The organism is Xanthomonas cissicola, from assembly GCF_008801575.1.
In the GTDB taxonomy this organism is placed as follows: Bacteria; Pseudomonadota; Gammaproteobacteria; order Xanthomonadales; family Xanthomonadaceae; genus Xanthomonas; species Xanthomonas cissicola.
Genome location: NZ_VZPL01000077.1, coordinates 1 through 18983, shown reverse-complemented (window position 1 = coordinate 18983; position 18983 = coordinate 1). Strand labels below are relative to the sequence as shown.

The 18983-nt window shown below is 63.1% G+C and carries 19 protein-coding genes and 2 pseudogenes; 16 read left to right on the top strand and 5 right to left on the bottom strand.

Going from position 1 to position 18983, the window contains the following annotated elements:
* The first annotated feature begins 263 nt into the window (after positions 1–263).
* A complete protein-coding gene (locus F7R02_RS21290) occupies positions 264–959 on the top strand; it encodes a DUF2971 domain-containing protein (RefSeq protein WP_139371126.1) in 696 nt (231 codons plus the stop codon).
* On the opposite strand, the gene F7R02_RS21285 is transcribed toward F7R02_RS21290, so the two are convergent.
* Positions 919–1584: a hypothetical protein gene (locus tag F7R02_RS21285; protein ID WP_139371125.1), complete on the bottom strand. Its 666-nt coding sequence runs from the start codon at positions 1582–1584 to the stop codon at positions 919–921. The genes F7R02_RS21290 and F7R02_RS21285 overlap by 41 nt on opposite strands.
* Before the next feature lie 255 nt (positions 1585–1839).
* Between F7R02_RS21285 and F7R02_RS21280 the strand changes: the two genes are divergently transcribed.
* The 5 genes and pseudogenes from F7R02_RS21280 (at position 1840) to F7R02_RS21255 (ending at position 9713) form a co-directional block, all read left to right on the top strand.
* On the top strand, positions 1840–2250 hold the full coding sequence (locus F7R02_RS21280; RefSeq protein ID WP_425478589.1) for a LexA family protein: 411 nt from the start codon (positions 1840–1842) through the stop codon (positions 2248–2250).
* Positions 2250–3536: pseudogene (locus tag F7R02_RS21275) on the top strand (Y-family DNA polymerase). Before F7R02_RS21280 ends, F7R02_RS21275 begins: the two are co-directional and overlap by 1 nt.
* 925 nt (positions 3537–4461) lie before the next feature.
* Positions 4462–5115, top strand: a complete 654-nt coding sequence (locus tag F7R02_RS21270; RefSeq protein ID WP_078591441.1) for an imm11 family protein — start codon at positions 4462–4464, stop codon at positions 5113–5115.
* Between the two features lie 322 nt (positions 5116–5437).
* Positions 5438–9037, top strand: a complete 3600-nt coding sequence (locus tag F7R02_RS21260; RefSeq protein WP_208789128.1) for a hypothetical protein — start codon at positions 5438–5440, stop codon at positions 9035–9037.
* Positions 8982–9713, top strand: a complete 732-nt coding sequence (locus F7R02_RS21255) for a hypothetical protein (RefSeq protein WP_167521082.1) — start codon at positions 8982–8984, stop codon at positions 9711–9713. The genes F7R02_RS21260 and F7R02_RS21255 overlap by 56 nt, the downstream gene beginning before the upstream one ends.
* A gap of 34 nt (positions 9714–9747) precedes the next feature.
* Here the strand turns inward: F7R02_RS21255 and F7R02_RS21250 are convergent, their stop codons facing one another.
* The 4 genes from F7R02_RS21250 to F7R02_RS21235 are packed head-to-tail and all read right to left on the bottom strand — an operon-like array spanning position 9748 to position 13423.
* The gene (locus F7R02_RS21250; protein WP_078589950.1) at positions 9748–10449 is read right to left on the bottom strand and encodes a DNA-methyltransferase; all 702 of its coding nucleotides are present in this window, start codon (positions 10447–10449) and stop codon (positions 9748–9750) included.
* Positions 10367–10612 (bottom strand): Com family DNA-binding transcriptional regulator, encoded by a 246-nt coding sequence (locus F7R02_RS21245; RefSeq protein WP_078586676.1) that lies wholly within the window; start codon positions 10610–10612, stop codon positions 10367–10369. The genes F7R02_RS21250 and F7R02_RS21245 overlap by 83 nt, the downstream gene beginning before the upstream one ends.
* A gap of 25 nt (positions 10613–10637) precedes the next feature.
* Positions 10638–11660 (bottom strand): phage portal protein, encoded by a 1023-nt coding sequence (locus F7R02_RS21240; protein ID WP_078589949.1) that lies wholly within the window; start codon positions 11658–11660, stop codon positions 10638–10640.
* Positions 11660–13423 (bottom strand): terminase ATPase subunit family protein, encoded by a 1764-nt coding sequence (locus F7R02_RS21235; RefSeq protein WP_078589952.1) that lies wholly within the window; start codon positions 13421–13423, stop codon positions 11660–11662. Before F7R02_RS21235 ends, F7R02_RS21240 begins: the two co-directional genes overlap by 1 nt.
* 142 nt (positions 13424–13565) lie before the next feature.
* Here F7R02_RS21235 and F7R02_RS21230 point away from each other — a divergent pair, with 142 nt between their 5' ends.
* The 10 genes and pseudogenes from F7R02_RS21230 to F7R02_RS21185 all read left to right on the top strand — a co-directional run.
* The gene (locus tag F7R02_RS21230) at positions 13566–14408 is read left to right on the top strand and encodes a GPO family capsid scaffolding protein (protein WP_078589948.1); all 843 of its coding nucleotides are present in this window, start codon (positions 13566–13568) and stop codon (positions 14406–14408) included.
* 45 nt (positions 14409–14453) lie between these two features.
* On the top strand, positions 14454–15467 hold the full coding sequence (locus F7R02_RS21225) for a phage major capsid protein, P2 family (RefSeq protein WP_078589947.1): 1014 nt from the start codon (positions 14454–14456) through the stop codon (positions 15465–15467).
* A gap of 3 nt (positions 15468–15470) precedes the next feature.
* The gene (gene gpM / locus F7R02_RS21220) at positions 15471–16190 is read left to right on the top strand and encodes a phage terminase small subunit (protein ID WP_078589946.1); all 720 of its coding nucleotides are present in this window, start codon (positions 15471–15473) and stop codon (positions 16188–16190) included.
* Between the two features lie 98 nt (positions 16191–16288).
* Positions 16289–16756, top strand: a complete 468-nt coding sequence (locus F7R02_RS21215; protein ID WP_078589945.1) for a head completion/stabilization protein — start codon at positions 16289–16291, stop codon at positions 16754–16756.
* Positions 16756–16965 carry a tail protein X gene (locus F7R02_RS21210; protein ID WP_005917735.1) on the top strand — a complete coding sequence of 70 codons (210 nt, stop codon included), beginning with the start codon at positions 16756–16758 and terminating at the stop codon, positions 16963–16965. The genes F7R02_RS21215 and F7R02_RS21210 overlap by 1 nt, the downstream gene beginning before the upstream one ends.
* A gap of 4 nt (positions 16966–16969) precedes the next feature.
* Positions 16970–17326: a phage holin family protein gene (locus F7R02_RS21205; RefSeq protein WP_005917737.1), complete on the top strand. Its 357-nt coding sequence runs from the start codon at positions 16970–16972 to the stop codon at positions 17324–17326.
* Positions 17319–17594: a phage holin family protein gene (locus F7R02_RS21200; RefSeq protein WP_078589944.1), complete on the top strand. Its 276-nt coding sequence runs from the start codon at positions 17319–17321 to the stop codon at positions 17592–17594. The genes F7R02_RS21205 and F7R02_RS21200 overlap by 8 nt, the downstream gene beginning before the upstream one ends.
* Complete coding sequence (locus F7R02_RS21195) at positions 17594–18229, top strand: glycoside hydrolase family 19 protein (protein WP_167521081.1); 636 nt, start codon at positions 17594–17596, stop codon at positions 18227–18229. The genes F7R02_RS21200 and F7R02_RS21195 overlap by 1 nt, the downstream gene beginning before the upstream one ends.
* The gene (locus F7R02_RS21190) at positions 18229–18717 is read left to right on the top strand and encodes a hypothetical protein (RefSeq protein ID WP_078589942.1); all 489 of its coding nucleotides are present in this window, start codon (positions 18229–18231) and stop codon (positions 18715–18717) included. The genes F7R02_RS21195 and F7R02_RS21190 overlap by 1 nt, the downstream gene beginning before the upstream one ends.
* A pseudogene (locus F7R02_RS21185) lies at positions 18714–18854 on the top strand (phage tail protein); the annotation flags it as partial. The gene F7R02_RS21190 and the pseudogene F7R02_RS21185, both read left to right, overlap by 4 nt.
* Positions 18855–18983: the final 129 nt, after the last annotated feature.

The window sequence follows — 18983 nt, the reverse complement described above, 5'->3', positions numbered from 1 at the left end:
CACGATCGGTCACTTGCCGGACCGCCTCGATCTTGAACTCATCCGTATACCGCTTACTGCTCATGGACACCTCCGAATCAGCCATTTTCCATGGCCTTGAGATGTCTAAGAAATCCTGGGCGTATCAGGTACGCCAATCGCGTTAAGGAAGACCAGTAATCACAAGTGACTCCAGCTGATGTCTCTTGGATCACTTTGAACGCGATGCCCATTTCCCCAAAGAAGCTCCCAGCGCCTAGTTGTCTGATATCGAGGTGAATTGCATGCTGCTGTATAAGTTCAAAGGTGCGAGCGACGCGCTCTATGCCCTCGACATTGCAATTCACGAACGGCTCTACTGCTCCGATTACGCTTCTTTGAATGATCCCTTTGAAGGTCAGTTTCGCACCTATGTAAAGCGTAGACAGGGAGACTTCAACTTACAATTCGGATCAAACTTCGGTTCACATGGACGGATCGCGTATCCGAGCTTGGATGACTTAATTGGTGGCAAAAAAGTGTGCAGCCTCACGGCCGCCTGGTCTGACGTGAGTATGTGGGCTCTCTATGGCGACAGTTCAAGAGGGCTTGCTTTTGAGTTCGAAGTAGATGAAAACCATCCTCTTCTTCGCCGGGTCTATTATCTCGAAAATCTTTATAAGGTCGAGAGCCGAGACCTAAAAGCTACGACGGCCGAAGAAGTTCTTAGCTTCAAAACAGATCACTGGCTGTATGAACATGAGTGGCGATTCATCTCCGACTCTTGTTACGTACAACTTCCTGGCCAACTGAAACGAATTCTGCTGGGCAACCGAGTAGACAAGGCGATGAAGGAGGCGGTCCTTAAGGTGGCGCCACCTAATGTGGCTGTCCACATGGTTAGCTTGGATCCTGCCGAGGTCTGCATGCAGATCGTTCATCCGCCGCTGGATCGATCTGCTATCGACCGGCCAAGTCGGGAACAGCAACTGAGGCCGTGAGGCCTAGCCGGTCCCACGCCATGGCCAGATTGGTTTGGCCAGCGCGCAAGTCGGGCATTAAGGCTTCAAAAAATCCTTCCACGTCATCATCTGCAATCTCCAGATCAACCCGAGCCATTGCAATTGCCTCGTGAAGTGGCGGTAGAACATGTTCTCTGTGGAGATCAAGCACCGCGAAAGCCAGCTTGGTCCATTCTTCATGGGGGGCGCCAGACGATTCCAAGAGCATTCTCTTAGCTTGAACGGCGAAAAAGATCGGCCCAACAACTGCCAAATAGCTTTTTCCCGCTCTCACCGCCTCCAGACTTGCTACTGCGCCTGCTGCGTTGATTTTTGCTAGCGCCGCAGTGAAATCTCGAAACGCTTCTGCTGGTTGAGTACGCGGATCAGCTAGCATCGCCGATGCCTGTGATATCTCAGTCATGCCAACAACTGCAGCAAGAATGGTGTCCTTCGCCGATTGATGTCGCCGGTCTTTTGCTCTTTGGAGCCGATCGTTCTTCAGTTGGAGGCTAATTCCGCAAAGTGCTGCCACAACTGTGATTACTCCAACAGCAGTGGTTGCTCCCGCGCCTATCCACGCGGCATGCAGCGTTGCCTGTGCAGCTATCCAATTTTCGATCATAGTTCCCCCGGTCACTTTTTTGTCAGACTACCGCATGCATAAGGCGGCCGGCTGGAGCATGCTCCAGGCGAAAGCCCGATGGCTAGCACCGAACTTAACTCGGTCAGGGGAGTTATTTCTTAGTAATTTTGCTAATTTGGCAGGCCGTCTCGACCTTTGAGACTTCGTCCCGCGAGAGTTCGCGTCATGTTGTCCCTCCCGCCACCCCATACCTATGCCCGCCTGCTTGGGCCGGCCTGCGACGATCCTGCGCCTTTGCGGCTGCCGCTCAGCGCGCTTCGGATCCAGCTCGGCTTCCCCTCGCCTGCCGAGGATTTCCAGGACGACGAGATCGATCTGAACCAGGTGCTGATCCGCAATCCGCCGGCCACGTTTCTCTACCGCGCTGAGGGCTGGAGCATGCTTCTTGCCGGTGTTTGCGACGGCGACATCTTGGTCGTCGATCGCTCGGCGCGACCGATCAGTGGCGACATGGTGCTGGCCATATGGGACGGCAATCAGCCAGTCTGCAAGATCCTGCAGGTCGCTTCCGACCACATCGAGCTGCACAGCCGCAACCCCCATTGCGCGCCGATCATCCTGGCGCCAGGCACGGAGGTTGAGGTGTTTGCCGTGGTCGGCGTCGTCCGCCAGGTGACCCGGACCCACGCACGCGCCGGCCGCTGATGTTCGCCCTGATCGACGGCAACAACTTCTACGCCAGCTACGAACGGGTGTTCCAGCCCGAGCTGCGCGGCAGGCCGCTGGTCGTGCTGAGCAACAACGATGGCTGCGCCATTGCTCGATCGGACGAAGCCAAGGCGCTGGGGGTCACGATGGGCCAGCCGATCCACAAGGTGCCCCCGCAGATCCGCCGGCGGCTCATGCTGCGCTCCGCAAACTTCGGTCTGTACGGCGACATCGCCTCGCGCATCGGCGTGATCCTTCGCCAAGCCGCGCCGCGTGTCGAGGTGTACTCCATTGACGAGTCCTTCCTTGACCTGGGCGGGATCCGCGATCGCTGGCAGCTCGCGGTCGACCTACGCGAGCGCGTCCATCAATGGACATGCATTCCGAACAGCATCGGCATAGCGCCGACGAAGACCCTGGCCAAGCTGGCCAACCGGGTCGCCAAAGATGCGGCGCGCAAGCCGGGCAGCTACCCAGCCGGCCTAGCCGGCGTCTGTGACTTGGCCGCGCTCAGCGTCAGTGAACTCGATGCCGTGCTGCGGGCCACGTCAGTTGGCGACCTCTGGGGCATTGGTAGGCGCTGGAGCGCCAGGCTGCAGGCACGCGGTGTGTATACGGCAGCGGATCTGCGGGATGCGGCTGCAGACGACCTGCTCGCGGAGTTCGGAGTGGTCATGGCGCGCACGCAGCGCGAGCTGCAGGGTCACGCCTGCCTCGAGCTTGAGGAGGTCGAGCCAGACCGGCAGCAAATCATGGTCAGCCGATCGTTCGGGACATGGGTAAGCGACCCGCAAGATATGTCAGAGGCGCTGGCCACTTTCGCCATGCGTGCCACCGAGAAGCTGCGCGCTCGCGGATTGACGTCGAGCGCGATTGGCATCTTTGCCGAAACGGATTCGTTCAAGCCGGGCGTACCGCAGCACAACCCATCACGCACCGCCCCACTCGCCTCCGCCACTTCTGACAGCCGCATCGTGCTCACGACTGTACGCCGGCTGTTCCAGGGCTTCATGCGAGAAGGCTCCGCCTACAAGAAGGCCGGCGTGTGCCTGATGGATCTAGCCAAGCCTGAAGACCTGCAGGGCGATCTATTCACTCCGGCTCGCATCGGCGACGAGAAGCTGATGAGCGCCTTGGACGCTATCAACTGACGCTTCGGGCGGGGTACGGCCGGCCTCGGTGCAAGCGGGTGCCAGAACTCTCCATCATGGGCCTCGCGGCAAGAGCTCTTGTCGGGACGCTTCACTACCTCACTGGCAGATCCTCCGCGCGCCACGTGCTGATCGCGCGCCGGCAGGCCTGACTCAGGCGGCTCGGACTGGCTCCAATTTCTACGGCAGCGCGCAGGCCTGGCCATCCAAGAGAGATGGGCGGTCGATGTGCGTGTGCTCAAGCGTAGACGCAAGTGCGGTGGCTGGAGTCCCGCTCAAGGCCCCCAATATGCAATTTTTGGGATGACCATCGGAGGTAGGTAATTTAGGTAATACGCCACCGGAAAGGCTAATTTATATCTATTTATCAAATACTTACATGCAAATATCAAAGGTAATTAAAGGGTAATTGGGAGGTAATGAGATTACCTTTTGGGGAGGTAATCCGTCTCCCAAAAAATAGCCTTAAATTTCAATCACATAACTTTTCTATGGGAGCCTGATTACCTTAAATCACCCCAAAAAGGTAACCTCATTATTCCCAATAAGATCAGTCGCTTAGTTCATTTTTCAGGCCACGGATTACCGATTACCTGATTCCGATGGTCATGTGCCGAAATGTGCCGGGGGGCCTAGCAACGGAACGCAGACGCGCCGCCACGCAAAGCCCCCAAGCACGCAGGGATTTGCAGGGAGGAGAGGCCCCCTTGAATCGCAGGGATCGGTAACAGCAGCGCGGCCTAGGTCCACCCTGCGGGGGTGCAGCGAAAACCACGCACGAAGACCGCAGGCGTGGCGGGGCGACGATTGCGCGCGCCAGGGCCAGCGCTGTCCGTGGGCGTCGGGGTTTTCCTACTGCGTCGGCCGCTGAAGACGGGCAACATAGGGGGCTGCATCCGGTTCCAACAGGGGCTACGACATGCCAAACATCCGCCGCCGGCCCCGCCTCCGTTACGGGCGGTCAGGCGCGGAGGTGGGTATCTGATGGAGAGGCAGCGAGGCGACTCACTTGTGGGCACCTGTTCGACGCATGCTGGATTGTTGAGAGAAAGCACCTATGAACGAAGCAAAAGAAGCCCGCGCAACACTCCAGAACGCACCTCAGAAGGGTGCGTTCTACATCCTCAGGTCCGACATGCGTGGCGGCGGTCGCGGGCATGGCGTGGAATTCGAGAATGAAGATGCAGTGCCGTTCCCAATTGCCTACAGCCGGCCAGGGGAGGACGCGGGGCTTGCCGCATTGAAGGAGGTTCCGCGCCTGCGCTACGACAGCCGTATCGGCGATATGCCCAATGACATGCACAGTGGATTCAAGCGGTACTGGCTGGTCTCCGAGCCGCTGAAGCAGGTTCTTGAGGCGGCGGACCCAGAGGGGTTTGCCTTCGCACTATGCGACTTCCGACTGGAAGACGGTACGCCTGGGGCACTGCACTATCTTTGCGAGGTAGTGCGGATTATCGACGCCATCGACGAGGAGGCATCCAGGGTCAAAGTGTTGACCGGATACCGTAATGGCAAGCACTACAGTGTTGCTGGCGGCGCCGACTTTGCATTCAGGAAAGACGTGATCGGCGCCGCGCATATCTTCAGGACACCTTATACATCAGATGCCTTTTGTGATCGATTCTTACGCGACACCTTGATTGCGCAGGGATTTGGGAAATCGCCCAGGACGCGCGGCGTCTGGCTGATAGACGCTTTCGGTTGCTGAGCGATGAATCTTTGAGCGCTTGATGGAGTGAAAGCAGATGCCGGCCAGTAACGTCATCCTTGAGAGTCATCATGTCATTGAAAACATTGTCTTTCGAGATCATGACTTGCTCAAGAAATTGCTTGAACATGACTTGATCGACAAGGATGTATCGACCAATCGCCTATATCTTCCGGTAGAGGGCAAGCTGGCCGACGAAATCGAAGCCTCCCCACATAGAGGACGCACGCGCAGCTCCTACACAAAAGCAATAGTCGGCTATCTTGACGATCTGATTGATTCCCCAGATGGCGAAGCCGCCATGGGCGATGACGCTGCTGCACTGAAGCGCGTCGCCGCCCAAGTACACGACCTGCAGGACACCCTCAAAGTCGCGCTGATCAATCGCGATATGTTCGCAACCACCCCGGATCACTTGACCAAGGCCGAGACGAACGCACAAAACCACCGCACTATTTCCGAGTACGAGCAATACCGCGCAGCCCATGCCGACCAGTTGAAAACGCTGCGTTCGATGAGCAATGTCGAAGCCGAGTGGGCCGCGATCACCCACTCCGAGCAGCGGATCGTCAGGGTGATCGATGACGCACGCACGACGGGCAAGAATCTGGTCGCGGTCCCGAATGAACGCGATGCCTTCATCCGCGAGATCGCCGGCCGCGAAGAATTGCGCATGGCCATCGCGCATGCCGAGGATGCCGGCCGAATAAGGCTATCCGAGTCCAACGCGGCCTTGGTCCAGCAGGTCTTGGATGACACACCGACAACCATCGGCGGTGCAGCGCGCAGCATTCGCCAAGGCACAGCCGCTACACCGCATGCGCCGTACACACCAGTCTCGCAACGCGGCTTCACCACCGCCGAGCTACTTGCCGGCGATCTTTCCACAGGCCAAGCCCTACGCACTGCCGGCCTACTCGCCACCGCCGCCGACACGGTGATGACCGGCCAGCGCGCCACACACTTACTCGGCCAAGACAATCCGCTGGCCGCGCAATCGGAGCTTGCGCACTTCGCCGGCCGCAACGTCGGTGGCTGGGCCGGTGGTACTGCCGCTGCCTACGCGTTGGGCAGCTCGGGCGCCGGGCCGATGGTGCTGATCGCCGCCGATGCGTACTTCATGACCAAGGCCGGCGAGAAGGCCGCCGATCTGTTCGACAACCGCGCCATCTATACCCAGACCGATCGCAATGGCATGCAGTGGTCGTTCAACGGCACCGCGTGGGCACGCGAGGGCAAGGCCGACACCACCAACGACGGGGTGGACAATCCCACCGCAACGCCTATCGTCGCCAGCTACCAAAAGGCGCGCGAACTGAATTACCAGGCCACCAACGCCGCTGCAGCGCTCGCCCTCAAGGACGCGCCCGCGCCCGTTGACCCGTATCGCCAGCCGGCCAATGCCACTGACCGCCCCAGCCTGAGCAGCGCCGACTGGCGACGCGATGCAGCGGACGGTCAGTGGCATCGGCTGGTCAAGACCGACATCAGTGGCGCCAACGATCGCGGCAGCTACGTGCAGGACACCGCCTCGCCGCAACGCGCAGCCGAGCTGGACGCGCAAGCGCAGGAGGTCATCGCCCGCAACATCGCCAACAGCCCCGGCGCCATCGCCGCGCGCTACGAACTGGCGCATCACCGCAACGGCTGGGCGGCCGATGGCCTGCCGATGTCGCCAGCGGTGCAGCAGGCGCTGCCCGATCCAGATGCCTTGACCGCCTCGAACGGCCAGCGCTACTACCGCGATATCGAAGGCCATTGGACCAGCAACGGCGCCCCACCCGATGGCAACCGCGTGCTGGAACTTGAGACCACGCGCGCGATGCTGCAACCGGCACTGGCCGAGCAGGCGCAGGCCATTGCCGCCATCCAGCAATCGCCGCAGGACGTACAAGGCGAGCAGACGCTCTACCGCTATCGCATTGTCGGCACCGAGTTGCAGCCGCAATGGCGTGAAGCGATCGAACTGGCGACGCAACGCACCCGCGAGGCAGAGGGACTCGCGGGCGATGGCGCGATGCAGTTGCAACGCGGCCCTGGTGGCACCTTCGGCGCCGATAGCCCGATTGCGCATCTGCAGCGCGGCCCCGATGGTGTAGAGCGCATTGCAGCGGTCACCAGCAGCGAGGACATCCGCCAGGCACTGCGGGATGTGCAGGCGCGGCAGCAACCGGCCGCCCCCACACAGCAGCTGGCCGCTGCGCCTCGCTCATCGGACGGATCCGCAGATGCGGACACCTCGTCTTCCGCCCCCTCCAACCAGCATGCCCTCGACGTGCAGGCACGGGGCCATGCGGCCAGCGCCGCGCAGGAGCGTCAGGAACGGCAGCAGGAGGACCAGCAAGCGCAAGAACAGCAGCTGGCGCAGGCACGTGCGTACACGCTGCAGGAGCAAGCCGCGCACGAAGACCGAGCGCAGGATGCTCAGGCGCTGCAGGCGCATGCATTGCAGGAGCTTCGCTGGCAAGAGTCGCAACAGCTGGAGCAGCAAGAACGCCAGGTACAGGACGCGCAGCAACGCGAACACGTTCAGCAGCAGGCACAGGACGCCCAGCAGAGCCAGCAGAAACGCCTGCTGGCGCAGACGGTGCAACATGCCGAGCAACAGCCGGGGCACGCCCAAGCGGCTCCACAACACGAGCAGGAGCCGGCACAGGAAGCCGTCTCGCGCGAGCCGTCGTCGCTCCAGGCGCAAGACACATCGGCGCACCAGCCCGAGCAGCGGTCTACCCCGAATGACATCGCCCAACGGCCCCAGGAGCAGTTGGCAGAGCCTGCGCAAGCACAGGCATCCGACGTAGCGCAGCAGCGGACGCAAAGCCAACAAGCGCAAGAAGAGCGCACGCAGGAAGTCCAGCAGCAGCAGACAGCACCGGCAAATCAGCAGCAGGTTGCGAACCTGCACAGCGGCCAACAGCCAATGACGGCGCCGGCCTCGGGTGCGCAGCAAGATGCACCGGCGCAGCAGCCCGAGCAGCCGGTGGACGCGTACCTGGCCCAGGCGGCGACCGCGCCTTCCGCGCCATCGCTCGCCACGCCGGTCTCCGCAGAACAGCGCGACGAGCAACAGGCGCGCACGCCACAGGCTCAAGCACTGGAAGCACCAGATACTCCTGCAGCGTTGCCAGTGTCCGCATACCTCGCGCGAGCGACAGGGCCATCGCTGGATATGCCGACCGCTGGCCGCTCCGTCGACGCCCCCGAGGGCGCGGCCGATGCGCGCGAGCCGCTTTCCGCGTCCTTGGCAGATGAGCACGACCGTCCTGCCGCTGTGCCCGTCGATCCGAACTCCTGGGAAGAAATAGAGCGCTCCATGCGTGAGCTGCGCATCCAACTCGAACAGGATCTCGAAACAGAAAACCGCGTCGCAGACGCGCGGCAGGCGCGCGTGGAGCGTGGTGAGCGGCCGTTTACCGAGTTGGAACTGCGTGATGGGTACGATCCGGATGGCCCCTCTGGACTGAGACCACCACGCGCCCTGCCGGCAGACACCGCGCCACAGTCTCTTGCCGCTGGCGAGCAAGAAGATCGGCCGCAGCCCCAGCGCAAAAACATCACCGGCGATCCGGATGTGGACGAGTTGCTGTACGCCATCGACTGCAAGAACGAATTGGCGATCGAACAGGCCTTGAAACGGGTCGCCAACAGTCCCTACAGCCAGGCCCTTGCCAAACAAGGGCATGAATTTCTTGATGCCCAGGCGATGCAGGAAGCCCAGGAGCAGGCGAGTACACGCCAGGCACTGAACATGGACGTCTCAACAGAGGTGCAGACCAGCCGTGGCCCGGTGATGGTGATGACACTGCCGCAGTTCGCCAACGGACCGGCGATGCAAGGTCCGCAGGGTGACGGTGGTGGTGGCGGAGATGGCGGCGGCGGCGGTGGAGGCGGCGGCGGTGGAGGCGGCGGCGGTGGTGGATAGCCGGAACACGTGCAGCAAGTTGAATCATCGAGAGAACACTATGGACATGCAGAACACCTCCGCGCTGCCCGATGTCAACGGGTCGGAACGCACGCTAAAAGAATCGATCCAGGCCCTGGCGGCGATGATCGGGACGCTGCAGCGGCGCGAGCACGCATTGGACGATCTGGTCCGGGAGCAGCTGCAGCTTCTGCAGAGCGCCGTCAACAGTGCCGATCAGCGCGTCAATCGCGTCGTGGAAAGCGCACTTCCCCGGCTGACGCGATTGAGCAATCAGGCGCTGACGCAGACGCTGGAACCGGCGGCCGAGCGATTCAACAAGAAGATGGCAACTGCGGAGCAGACGGTCCAGCAGGCGACCCAGCGTTACGCACACGCACAGCACTCCCTGGAAACAACGACAACGCGGCGCATGTGGATCGCATCGATTGCCTTGCTGGTGGCGGGTGTCATCAGCGTCGTCGTCGCCGGCTACGCGCTCTACAGCACAAAAGCGGCTGTCGCTGAAGCCGCCCAACTCCGGGCAGAAATTACCTTTTTGGATCGCGTTGCTCGTGCCAATCTCGTTGTCTGTGGCAAAGACAGGCTATGCGCCGAGATTGACAAGAAAGGGCCACGCTATGGCAATGGCGGCCAGTATCGCGTGATTGCCTTGCGCCCATCCCCCGCGCAATGAAAACCGAGCCGCCAGGGGCGGCCCGGTCGTCTGATTACAGCGCTGTCAGCCGGTCACGTGTAACGGTGGTGTACTGATCCGTCATCTCAATCCCGACTGCCTCGAATCCTTCCAGCTGCGCAGCCACCAACGTGGTTCCGCTGCCAGCAAACGGATCGAGCACGCGCCCACCTGACTCGCAGATCCGCACCAGCTGCCGCATCAATTCGGTGGGCTTGCCGGTCAGATGGTGCTTGTCAGCCTTGCGTACGGACTCGCGGATAACACCTGGCAGCACCGGCGCGCGGCGATCCAGCGGCATGTTGCCCTTGCTGCCCCACACGATGTACTCGGCCTGATTGCGGAAGCGGCCCAGTTGCGGCCGCACGCCCTCGGTCTTGTCCCAGACGGTGATTCCTCGCCAGGTGAAGCCGGCGATCTGCAGCGCGTCGGTGGTCAGCGGTAGCTGCCGCCAGTCGGTGAACAGCAGCACCGGTGCGCCATCCTTCAGCACGCGTGCGCACTCGGACAACCACAGGTGCATCCATTTCAGGTGCGAGCGTTGGTCGCGCTCGTCACCAACGAAGTCAGCGTGCCCGCCGTCGCGGCAATACTTGGTCGAGGGCGGCCGGGCACGGGCAGCGGCAGTCAGGCCGCCACTCGCATAGGGCGGGTCAGTGATCAGCGCGTCGAACGAATTCGCTTCGAGCGTGGGCAGGATGGTCAGGGCGTCGCCCTGCAGGAGCTGATTTTTCATGGTGAGAGCCTTCTTGGATTCGCTCGCGGCGATCGGAGGTGAGGCTCTCGGCCTTCAAGTGATTGAGCGTGCCGCAGCGCGGACACTTGATCTGAATTTCATCGAAGGCGCCGGCCTTGCATAGCAGGCGGGCGCATTCGCCACAACGGAGGTTCTTGAGCATTGCGTGGTCTTGCGTTGGGAAAGGATTACGCGGCCGCTGGTGGCGCGTAGGGGGTGAAGGCGATCACCTCATCGCCCACCCAGTCGTTGATCTTCAACATGCGCGCCTGCAGCGGTTCCAGCTCGTTGGCGGCCCAGACGGCAGCTGCCTCGCGGATCGACCCGAAACCGCCAGCGTTCTGCGGCACGATGCCCATGAGCTGCGGCGGGATGCGCAGCGCGGCCAGCATGTCGTCGCGGGTGATGCCCTTGATGCCACTGAACTCGTCCTTGGCCGCCACTTCGCTGACCGGGATGAGCTTCAGGCCATCCTTGTTGCCGCCTGGCGAGTACAGGAACAGGTTGCGGAAGTTGCCCGGCCCCTTGGCGCCCTTCATGGCGTTGCGCAGCGCATCGACGTCTTCCTGGCTTTGCTGCGGGTCCGTCAGGTACAGGATGAAACCGGCATGCGAACCGTTGTTGTAGTACTTGCGTCGGAATAATGTGGCCGACTCGTTGAGCAGCGCGGACTGCATCGCCGGCATCCACTCGGGCAGGCCGTAGAGCTCCTGATCGACATCGGCCTCGCGCAGCTGGAACACGCTACCCGGCTCGAACACATGCTCGTCGTGCCAGGTGCGCACCTGGAAGTACTCGCCCTCGGTGATCCCTCGCCGCACGTACTTGGACAACGGCGCTGCCAGCGACAGCGCACCGCCCATGCGGTTGCGGCGCCGCTCAAGGTAGCCATTGCCCAGCGTGATCCAGTCCAGCGACAGCTGCTCGAAGGCCTCGCGCGTCAGCAGCCGGTGCGGCTTGAAGGTGCGCGCCAGCATGTTGCGCTTGAAAATCAGCCCCGACTGCAGAAACGGATTGCTGCGCGTGGTCTTGGACAGGCCATCCAGGCCTACCGGCGGCTCATACCAGCGCCCGTTCTGCCAGCACTCCAGATAGTCCAGCACACCGCGCCCATCGAGCACCGGTGTGGGGTCGCCAAAGGTAAACGCCTCGGCGCGTGTAGGCACGGCGGGCGCTGCAGGCGCGGTGGCGGGCAGCTGGTCGGTCAACATCAAGAGATCTCCATGAAGCCGGAGTTGCGCGCGGTGCGCCCTTCCAGCGGTTCGTTCTGCAGCGCGTGGAACAGCGCCCACGCCAGGTCCGCGTGACCGGTCTCTTCCGAGCGGCCAGCGGTGAAGGTGGATTGCCGGCCGCTGGCCGTCATCGTCTTGCGGATGGCCATCAACGATTGCGCCACGTCGGTCCAGCCGGCGTCGAACTCCAGCCGGCCGTTGTGGATCACATCGAACGCCTTGAGCACCAGGCGCGTTTTGACCTCGGGCGAGTAGCTGAAGGTGACCAGATTCGGGAAGAACTGCTTCACCAGCTGCGCCACGCCGCTGCCCATGCCGGTGGTGTCGATGCCGATGTAGGTCACCCAGTACCGTTGCGTGACGCCATGAATAAATTTGGCCTGTGCCGCGAAGTCCATGCCACGGAACTGATGCCGTTCGAGGATGCGGAACTTGCCGCCGGGGATGGACGGTGGAGCCAGCACCACAAGGCCGGCAGTGTCGCCGGTGTCAGCCGGGTCGTAGCCGATCCACACCGCGCGATCGCCAAAGGGACGCAGAGCAAATGGTTTGTAGTCTTCGCCCCACTCCACCCAGCTGTCGACCATGCACGGCTGCAGCATCGCCAGCGGGAAGATGCTGGCGCCGTCGTCGACGAACTCGCACATCAACAGGTTGGCGAACGCGTCCGGGCTGTATTCCTCGCGCAGCTCGTCGATGTCGAACAGGTCGCAGCCACGGCGCTGGGCGTCAAGGATGTTGACGATCTGCCGCCAGGCGCGGTCCTGGCAGCGGCGCCCGCCGGCCAGCGCATCATGCGAGACATCGATCTGGATCCGTTGGGCAGCCGGCTTACCCTTGTTGCGGCGCTCGCCGGTCCAGAACGTATAGGCCTCGTGGGCCATGCTCGACGGCGTGCTGAAGTAGGTCTTGCGCCACTTCTTGTGCATCGCCATGCCGCTGGCGACCTTGTTCAATTCGTTGAACCCGTAGGTCCAGAAGAACTCGTCGAAGTAAAAATTGCCGTGGTAGCCCTGCGCCGTGCGCGCATTGGTGCCCGGGAAGAACAGCTCGGCGCCGTTGGGGAACACGATGCTGTCGCCGCCGGAGAGCGTCTCGTCGATCGTCTCGCGCACGAACTGCTGCATGTAGCCGCGGAACAGATGCGCCTGCGCCTTGGAGGCGCTGAGGAAGATCTGATTGCGCCCGGTGGTGAGCGCATCGATCAGCGCCTCTCGGGCGAAGTAAAACGTCGCACCGATCTGACGCGACTTGAGGATGATGCGGGTACGCTCGTTGCCGGCCCGGTACCAGTCACGCTGGTAATCGAAGCAGCCGTCGACGAACGCCGTGGTCAGCTGCTCGATCTGTTCCTCGGTGAAGTCGTTGCGCTTGGGCTTCTTCTTCGGCGCGGCGTTGCGGTTGGCAACGGCTGGATTCAGGTCGGCCTCGTTGCCGCCACCTTGGTAGCGCTGGATGCGCGCCTGGCGCTCCAACTGCCGATGCAGCAGATCAATTTCCTTGAAGTCACCGCCGGATTTTTCCGGCTTCATGATCAGCACGACCAGGCGCGCTTCCAGTGCACCACCGATGCGCTCAACGTTGTCTGCGCAATCCCACTCGTCACGCGACTTCCAGCTGTGTACAGTCTTCTCGTTCTCGCCGATGGCCTGCGCAATTTCGGTCACGCGCCATCCCATCCAGTACAGGAACTTGGCCTGTCTGCGGGTGTCCATCGGGAGCTGGGTGGCAACGCTTTGCATGCCGACCAGGGTGCGGCACACCTCTTATTCCCGACAGTTGAGCAACGCGTAACCACCTTGTTTACATGGTGTTTTCGTTGCTGCGCTATGCGTCGCATTTGACCATGGGTCATCGCAAACGCATCTAGCGCAGAGGGCACCCATGTCGGGCAAGACCAAAAAGTTCCGTTCCAACTGGTTCCGCGTGGCCGTCGAAGGCGCCACCACCGATGGCCGCACGATTCAGCGCAGCTGGATTGACGACATGGCCGCGACCTACAACCGCGAGACCTACAATGCCCGCATCTGGATTGAGCACATGCGCAGCCTGTTGCCGGATTCGCCGTTCCGCGCGTATGGCGATGTCACCGCCGTCAAGGCCGAAGAGGTGGAGATCGACGGCAGCAAGCGCCTGGCGCTGTTCGCCCAGATCGAGCCGACCGCCGATCTGATCACCATCAACAAGTCCAAGCAGAAGCTCTACACCAGCATCGAGGTGCAGGAGAAGTTCGCCAACACCGGCAAGGCGTATCTGGTCGGCCTGGCCGTGACCGATTCACCGGCGAGCCTGGGCACTTCAATGCTGACCTTCGCCAGCCAACACCCGGACGCCAATCCGCTCACCGATCGCAAGCAATCGCCGGGCAACCTGTTCACCGTTGCCGAAGAGACCGCGCTGGAATTTAGCGAGGTCAGCGAAGGTCCGGTCGCCAGTTTGTTGAGCCGGATCCGCACTGCGCTCAAAAGCGAAGACGCCACCGGCATCACCGCTGAGCAGTTCGCAGAGCTTGGCGAAGGCGTCGAAGAGATCGCCGAGCACGTGCGCGGCCAGGACGAACGCTTCAATCGCCTGCAGGCCGAACACAACGAGCAGAAGACCAAGTACGAACAGCTGGCAAACGACCTGGCGCAGCTGCGCGCCTCGCTCTCACAGCAGCCCGATCCGGCACAGCCCGCACGCCCGGTGGTCACCGGCGGCGGCGCGGCCGTACTGACCGACTGCTGATCCCACACCACACAAACGCCGCAGCGCCACCCCTTCGGAGCCACCATGCAAAACGCCACCCGCCTGCAGTTCAACCAGTTCGCCGATCAGATCGCCAAGCTCAATGGCATTGCCTCCGCCTTCCATTCCTTCGCTGTCGATCCGACCGTGCAGCAGAAGCTGGAAACGCGCATGCAGGAATCGAGCGAGTTCCTGTCCAAGGTCAACATCATCCCCGTGGACGAATTGTCCGGGCAGAAGGTGGGCATCGGCGTCACCGGCAGCATCGCCAGCCGCACCGATACCGGCGCCGGCAAGACCCGCACCCCGCGCAACGTGGCCGCGCTCGACAAGAACGAGTACCTGGCAAAGAAGACCGACTTCGACACCGCGATCCCGTATGCGCTGCTCGATACCTGGGCCAAGTTCCCGGACTTCCAGGCGCGCCTGCGCGATGCCATCGTCAAGCGCCAGGCGCTGGACCGTCTGCAGATCGGCTTCAACGGCACGCACGCCGCTGCCGACACCGACCGCGCCGCCTTTCCGCTGCTGGAAGACGTCAACATCGGCTGGCTGCAGCAATACCGCACCAACGCTGCCCAGCGCGTGCTTGCCAGCGGCAAGACAGCCGGCAAGGTCATTATCGGCGGTGCCGGCGCCGACTACGGCAACCTCGACGCACTGGTGTACGACGTCGTGAGCAATCTGCTGGACCCGTGGCATCGCAAGGATCCGAGCCTGGTCGTGGTACTAGGCCGCGACCTGATGCACGACAAGTATTTCCCGATGGTCAACAAGGACCAGCCGGCCAGCGAGAAGATCGCCACCGACCTGATCTTGAGCCAGCGCCGCGTCGGTGGCCTGCAGGTGGCCGAGGTGCCGTACCTGCCGGACGGCGCCTTGATGGTCACCTCGTTGGCGAACCTGTCGATCTACTACCAGACCGGCGGCCGTCGTCGTTACATCCAGGAAGTGCCCGCCCGCGATCGCATCGAGAACTACGAGTCCTCCAACGATGCCTACGTGGTCGAGGACTACGGCCTGGGCTGCGTCGTCGAGCACATCGAGATCGAGGCCTAAGCCATGGCCGACAGTCCCGCCAAGCGTCACCACAGCCGCGTGCTGGCCGAGCTGGAAGCGGCGCAGCGCGCTCCGCACCAGCTCATGGCCGGTGCCACCGCCTACGAGCAACACATGGCGCAGCTGCAGAGCGACCGCCTGCGCCTGAAGCAGATCCAGTCCGACCAAGGCAAGGCCGCGCTCAAGGTGCAGCTGCTGCCTGGCTATGTGCCATACCTGACCGGCGTGCTGGCCGGTGGCCAGGGTGCGCAGGATGAGATCGTCACCACGTGCATGGTGTGGCGCATCGATGCCGGCGACTATGCCGGCGCGCTGGAGCTGGGCGCTTATGTGCTCAAGCACAACCTGCAGATGCCCGACCGCTTCTCGCGCACGGTGGGCTGTGTGCTGGCCGAGGAAGTGGCCGAGGCGGCGTTGTCGGCGCAGAAGACCGGCCAGCCCTTCGATGCAGCTGTGTTGGCCGACACCGCGGCGCTGACGGCCGAGCAGGACATGCCCGACGAGGTGCGCGCCAAGCTGCACCTGGCACTGGCCCGCGCATCGCTGACCGGCATCACCGATGAGACGCCGGCCGACCAAGCGCAGCCCATCGCGGCTGCCGCTGTCGCCGATCTGCAGCGCGCCATCGCCTTGCACGGCAGCTGCGGCGGCAAGAAGGATCTGGAGCGCGCCGAGCGTCTCTTGAAGAAGTTCAGCGTTGAGCCTGCGGGCACCAGCGCATAACCGAGCGTCCCCGCAACCCTCGCCGGCTCGGGGCTGATCCACAGCACTCCATCGCTGCGGTGACGCCCCGACCACCGGCGATCTCTTCCGAGCCATCCATGAGCGGATTCACTGCCACCGGCACGACCAGCGCCACGCCTGATGCGATTGCCAATGCACCGTTCTGGCCGGCGATCGCACCGGCGAGTGTGCGGGCAAGCATGCGCCTGGATGGCACCGTCACCGATGCGCGCCTGCGCCACGCCATTGTGGCCGCCATGCTGGCCGTCAACGATGAGCTGGATGCTTGGGCGCAGGCGCAGCAGGCCGCCGGCTACGCGGCGCTGGCTGATGTGCCCAGCACCACCGTCGATGGCATCTCGCGCCGCGTGCAGCTCTACCTGCGCGCCGTCGCGTGTGCCACCGCCGTCGAGGTAGCAGAGCGCTACCGCAGCTTCGATGCGACCGACAGCGCCAACCAGCGCGCCGACGACTTGTCACCGAGCATCACCGAGCTACGCCGCGACCAGCGCTGGGCCGTGCGCGATCTGCAGAACCTGCCGCGCAGCACGGTGGAGCTCATCTGATGCGCGTGCACGCCATGCAAGGCGACACCGTCGACCTGCTGTGCTGGCGCCACCTGGGCAGCACGGCCGGCCTGGTCGAGCGCACCTATCTCCTCAATCCCGGCCTGGCCGAACTGGGCGCCGTGCTTCCGCACGGCACGCCGGTGGAGTTGCCCGAGGTAACCACCACCACGGCGGCGATGACGCCGCTTGTGCAGCTATGGGACTGACCTGATGACCGAACCCACCTCCGTATCGAGCGGCTTTTTGATCGCCACCGGTGTGGGCCTTGCCTCCGTGCTGCCTGGCATCGACGGCGATGCGCTGATCGGCGCCTTCGCGGGCGGCGCGCTGTTCGTCGTGTCCGCCGCCAAGCAACCGCTGTTGGCACGATTGATCTATTTCCCGGTAAGCGTGATTGCCGGCTACCAGCTGGCGCCGGAGCTGCTGCGCTGGTTGCCGATCAAGTCCAGCGGCGTGGCCGCTTTTGCGAGTGCGGCGTGCGCGATCACCGTCACGCTGGGCCTGATCGAAAAGAGCAAGTCCTTCGACTTTTCCTTCCTACGTCGTGGAGGTCCGCCCAGTGCATAGCCTGGTCACCGTCCTGACGTTGATGGCCTCGCTCGCCATCTGCGTCCGCCTGCTTACCTACCACCGCCCGGTCGATGCGCGCCATCGACGCGGCGCGGGCTGGTGCGCGTGGTTGCTGATCGCCAGCACCGGCGGTCAGGCGCTGCACATCCTGCTGGCCGGCGCCAGCTCGCAAGTCAGTCTCTGGCACCTGGGCACGTTGATCGTGCTGGCGGTGCTCACCTACCGCGCTCGGGGCAATGTGGCGCGCATCTTGAAGGTCGATTGATGTTCACCGATACCCAGCTCGCCTCAATCATGCAGTGCTCGGCGCAACGCGCACAGCGCTGGCATGGGCCACTGCTTGCCGCCGCCAATCGCTTTGGCATCACCACCAAGCGTCGCGCCGCGCACTGGCTCGGCCAGGTCGGCCACGAAAGCCTGAGCCTGTCGCGCATGGAAGAAGGGCTGACCTACACCACCAGCGCACGGCTGCTGGAAGTGTTCGGTACACGCATCACGCCCGCGCAAGCACCCAAGTTCCTGCGCAATCCGGTCGGCCTAGCCAACTTCGTCTACGCCGACCGCCTGGGCAACGGCAACGCCGCCAGCGGCGACGGACACCGCTATCGCGGGCGTGGCCCGATGCAGCACACCTTCCGGGGCAACTACCGCCGCATCGGTGTGCTGATTGGCCTGCCGGTGGAAGAGCAGCCAGATCTGCTGCTGCAGATCGAGCCGAGCGCCCTGGGCGCCGCAGCGTATTGGCAAGACAACGTCAACGTGCTGGCCGATGCGGGCGATGTGCTCGGCCTGGGCCGCAAGATCAACCTGGGCAACGTACGCGCCAAGCGCTTGCCGGAAGGCCACAGCGATCGCGTCACGCGCACGCAGCGCGCCCTGCAGATCCTGGGCGTCAACTGATGGTCACGCGCCTGATCATCCTGCTGGCGCTGGTTGCACTGCTTGTCGGTGGCTGCGTGTGGCAGGAGCAGCGCGTCAGCGCCGCGCAGAAAGACCGCGATGCCGCGCTGCAGGCCAAGCGCCAGGCCGAGGCGGAACGCGACAGCGCCAAAGGCTCCACCACCGTCGTGACGCAGTACGTCGACCGCGTGCAGATCGTGCGCGAGGCTGGTGCCACCATCACCCGTGAGATCCCGATCTATGTCACCCAGAAAGCCGATGCTGCTTGCGCTATCCCTGTTGGCTTTATGCGGCTGCACGACGCCGCCGCCACGGGCCACCCTGCCGGGCCGTCCACCGGAGATCCTGATGCGCCGGCCGCCGGCATTACGCTCTCTGGCATCGCCAGCACCGTCGCCGACAACTACACCAGCTGCCACGCCACCGCCGCGCAGCTGACCGCGCTGCAGGACTGGATCGACCTGCACGCACCGGAGCCGGCGCCGTGATCAAGCCCGCCAGCCTGCGCGCGCATCTGGTCGCGGCGTTGCCGGATCTGGCGCGCGATGCCGACCGGCTGCTGGTGTTTATCGACGCCGGCAGCCTGGTCAGCACGTTCCAGCCGGGGCTGTCGTTCGAGTATCAGTAGTCGTCCCTGAAAAACCCCTGTCAAACCTCCATTGCCATGTTTGCGAGCCGCATAGTGCTTGAGCACGTTGAGGAACGCTCCCGCACCACCTGCAACCAGGCACGCAAAAAGGCGATCCAGCGCAGC

Excerpts from the sequence above, each read along its gene's own strand:
- F7R02_RS21290 (WP_139371126.1), top strand. The coding sequence starts at position 264 with ATGCTGCTGTATAAGTTCAAAGGTGCGAGCGACGCGCTCTATGCCCTC.
- F7R02_RS21285 (WP_139371125.1), bottom strand. The coding sequence starts at position 1,584 with ATGATCGAAAATTGGATAGCTGCACAGGCAACGCTGCATGCCGCGTGG.
- F7R02_RS21270 (WP_078591441.1), top strand. The coding sequence starts at position 4,462 with ATGAACGAAGCAAAAGAAGCCCGCGCAACACTCCAGAACGCACCTCAG.
- F7R02_RS21255 (WP_167521082.1), top strand. The coding sequence starts at position 8,982 with ATGGCGGCGGCGGCGGTGGAGGCGGCGGCGGTGGAGGCGGCGGCGGTG.
- F7R02_RS21250 (WP_078589950.1), bottom strand. The coding sequence starts at position 10,449 with ATGAAAAATCAGCTCCTGCAGGGCGACGCCCTGACCATCCTGCCCACG.
- F7R02_RS21245 (WP_078586676.1), bottom strand. The coding sequence starts at position 10,612 with ATGCTCAAGAACCTCCGTTGTGGCGAATGCGCCCGCCTGCTATGCAAG.
- F7R02_RS21240 (WP_078589949.1), bottom strand. The coding sequence starts at position 11,660 with ATGTTGACCGACCAGCTGCCCGCCACCGCGCCTGCAGCGCCCGCCGTG.
- F7R02_RS21235 (WP_078589952.1), bottom strand. The coding sequence starts at position 13,423 with ATGCAAAGCGTTGCCACCCAGCTCCCGATGGACACCCGCAGACAGGCC.
- F7R02_RS21230 (WP_078589948.1), top strand. The coding sequence starts at position 13,566 with ATGTCGGGCAAGACCAAAAAGTTCCGTTCCAACTGGTTCCGCGTGGCC.
- F7R02_RS21225 (WP_078589947.1), top strand. The coding sequence starts at position 14,454 with ATGCAAAACGCCACCCGCCTGCAGTTCAACCAGTTCGCCGATCAGATC.
- gpM (WP_078589946.1), top strand. The coding sequence starts at position 15,471 with ATGGCCGACAGTCCCGCCAAGCGTCACCACAGCCGCGTGCTGGCCGAG.
- F7R02_RS21215 (WP_078589945.1), top strand. The coding sequence starts at position 16,289 with ATGAGCGGATTCACTGCCACCGGCACGACCAGCGCCACGCCTGATGCG.
- F7R02_RS21210 (WP_005917735.1), top strand. The coding sequence starts at position 16,756 with ATGCGCGTGCACGCCATGCAAGGCGACACCGTCGACCTGCTGTGCTGG.
- F7R02_RS21205 (WP_005917737.1), top strand. The coding sequence starts at position 16,970 with ATGACCGAACCCACCTCCGTATCGAGCGGCTTTTTGATCGCCACCGGT.
- F7R02_RS21195 (WP_167521081.1), top strand. The coding sequence starts at position 17,594 with ATGTTCACCGATACCCAGCTCGCCTCAATCATGCAGTGCTCGGCGCAA.
- F7R02_RS21190 (WP_078589942.1), top strand. The coding sequence starts at position 18,229 with ATGGTCACGCGCCTGATCATCCTGCTGGCGCTGGTTGCACTGCTTGTC.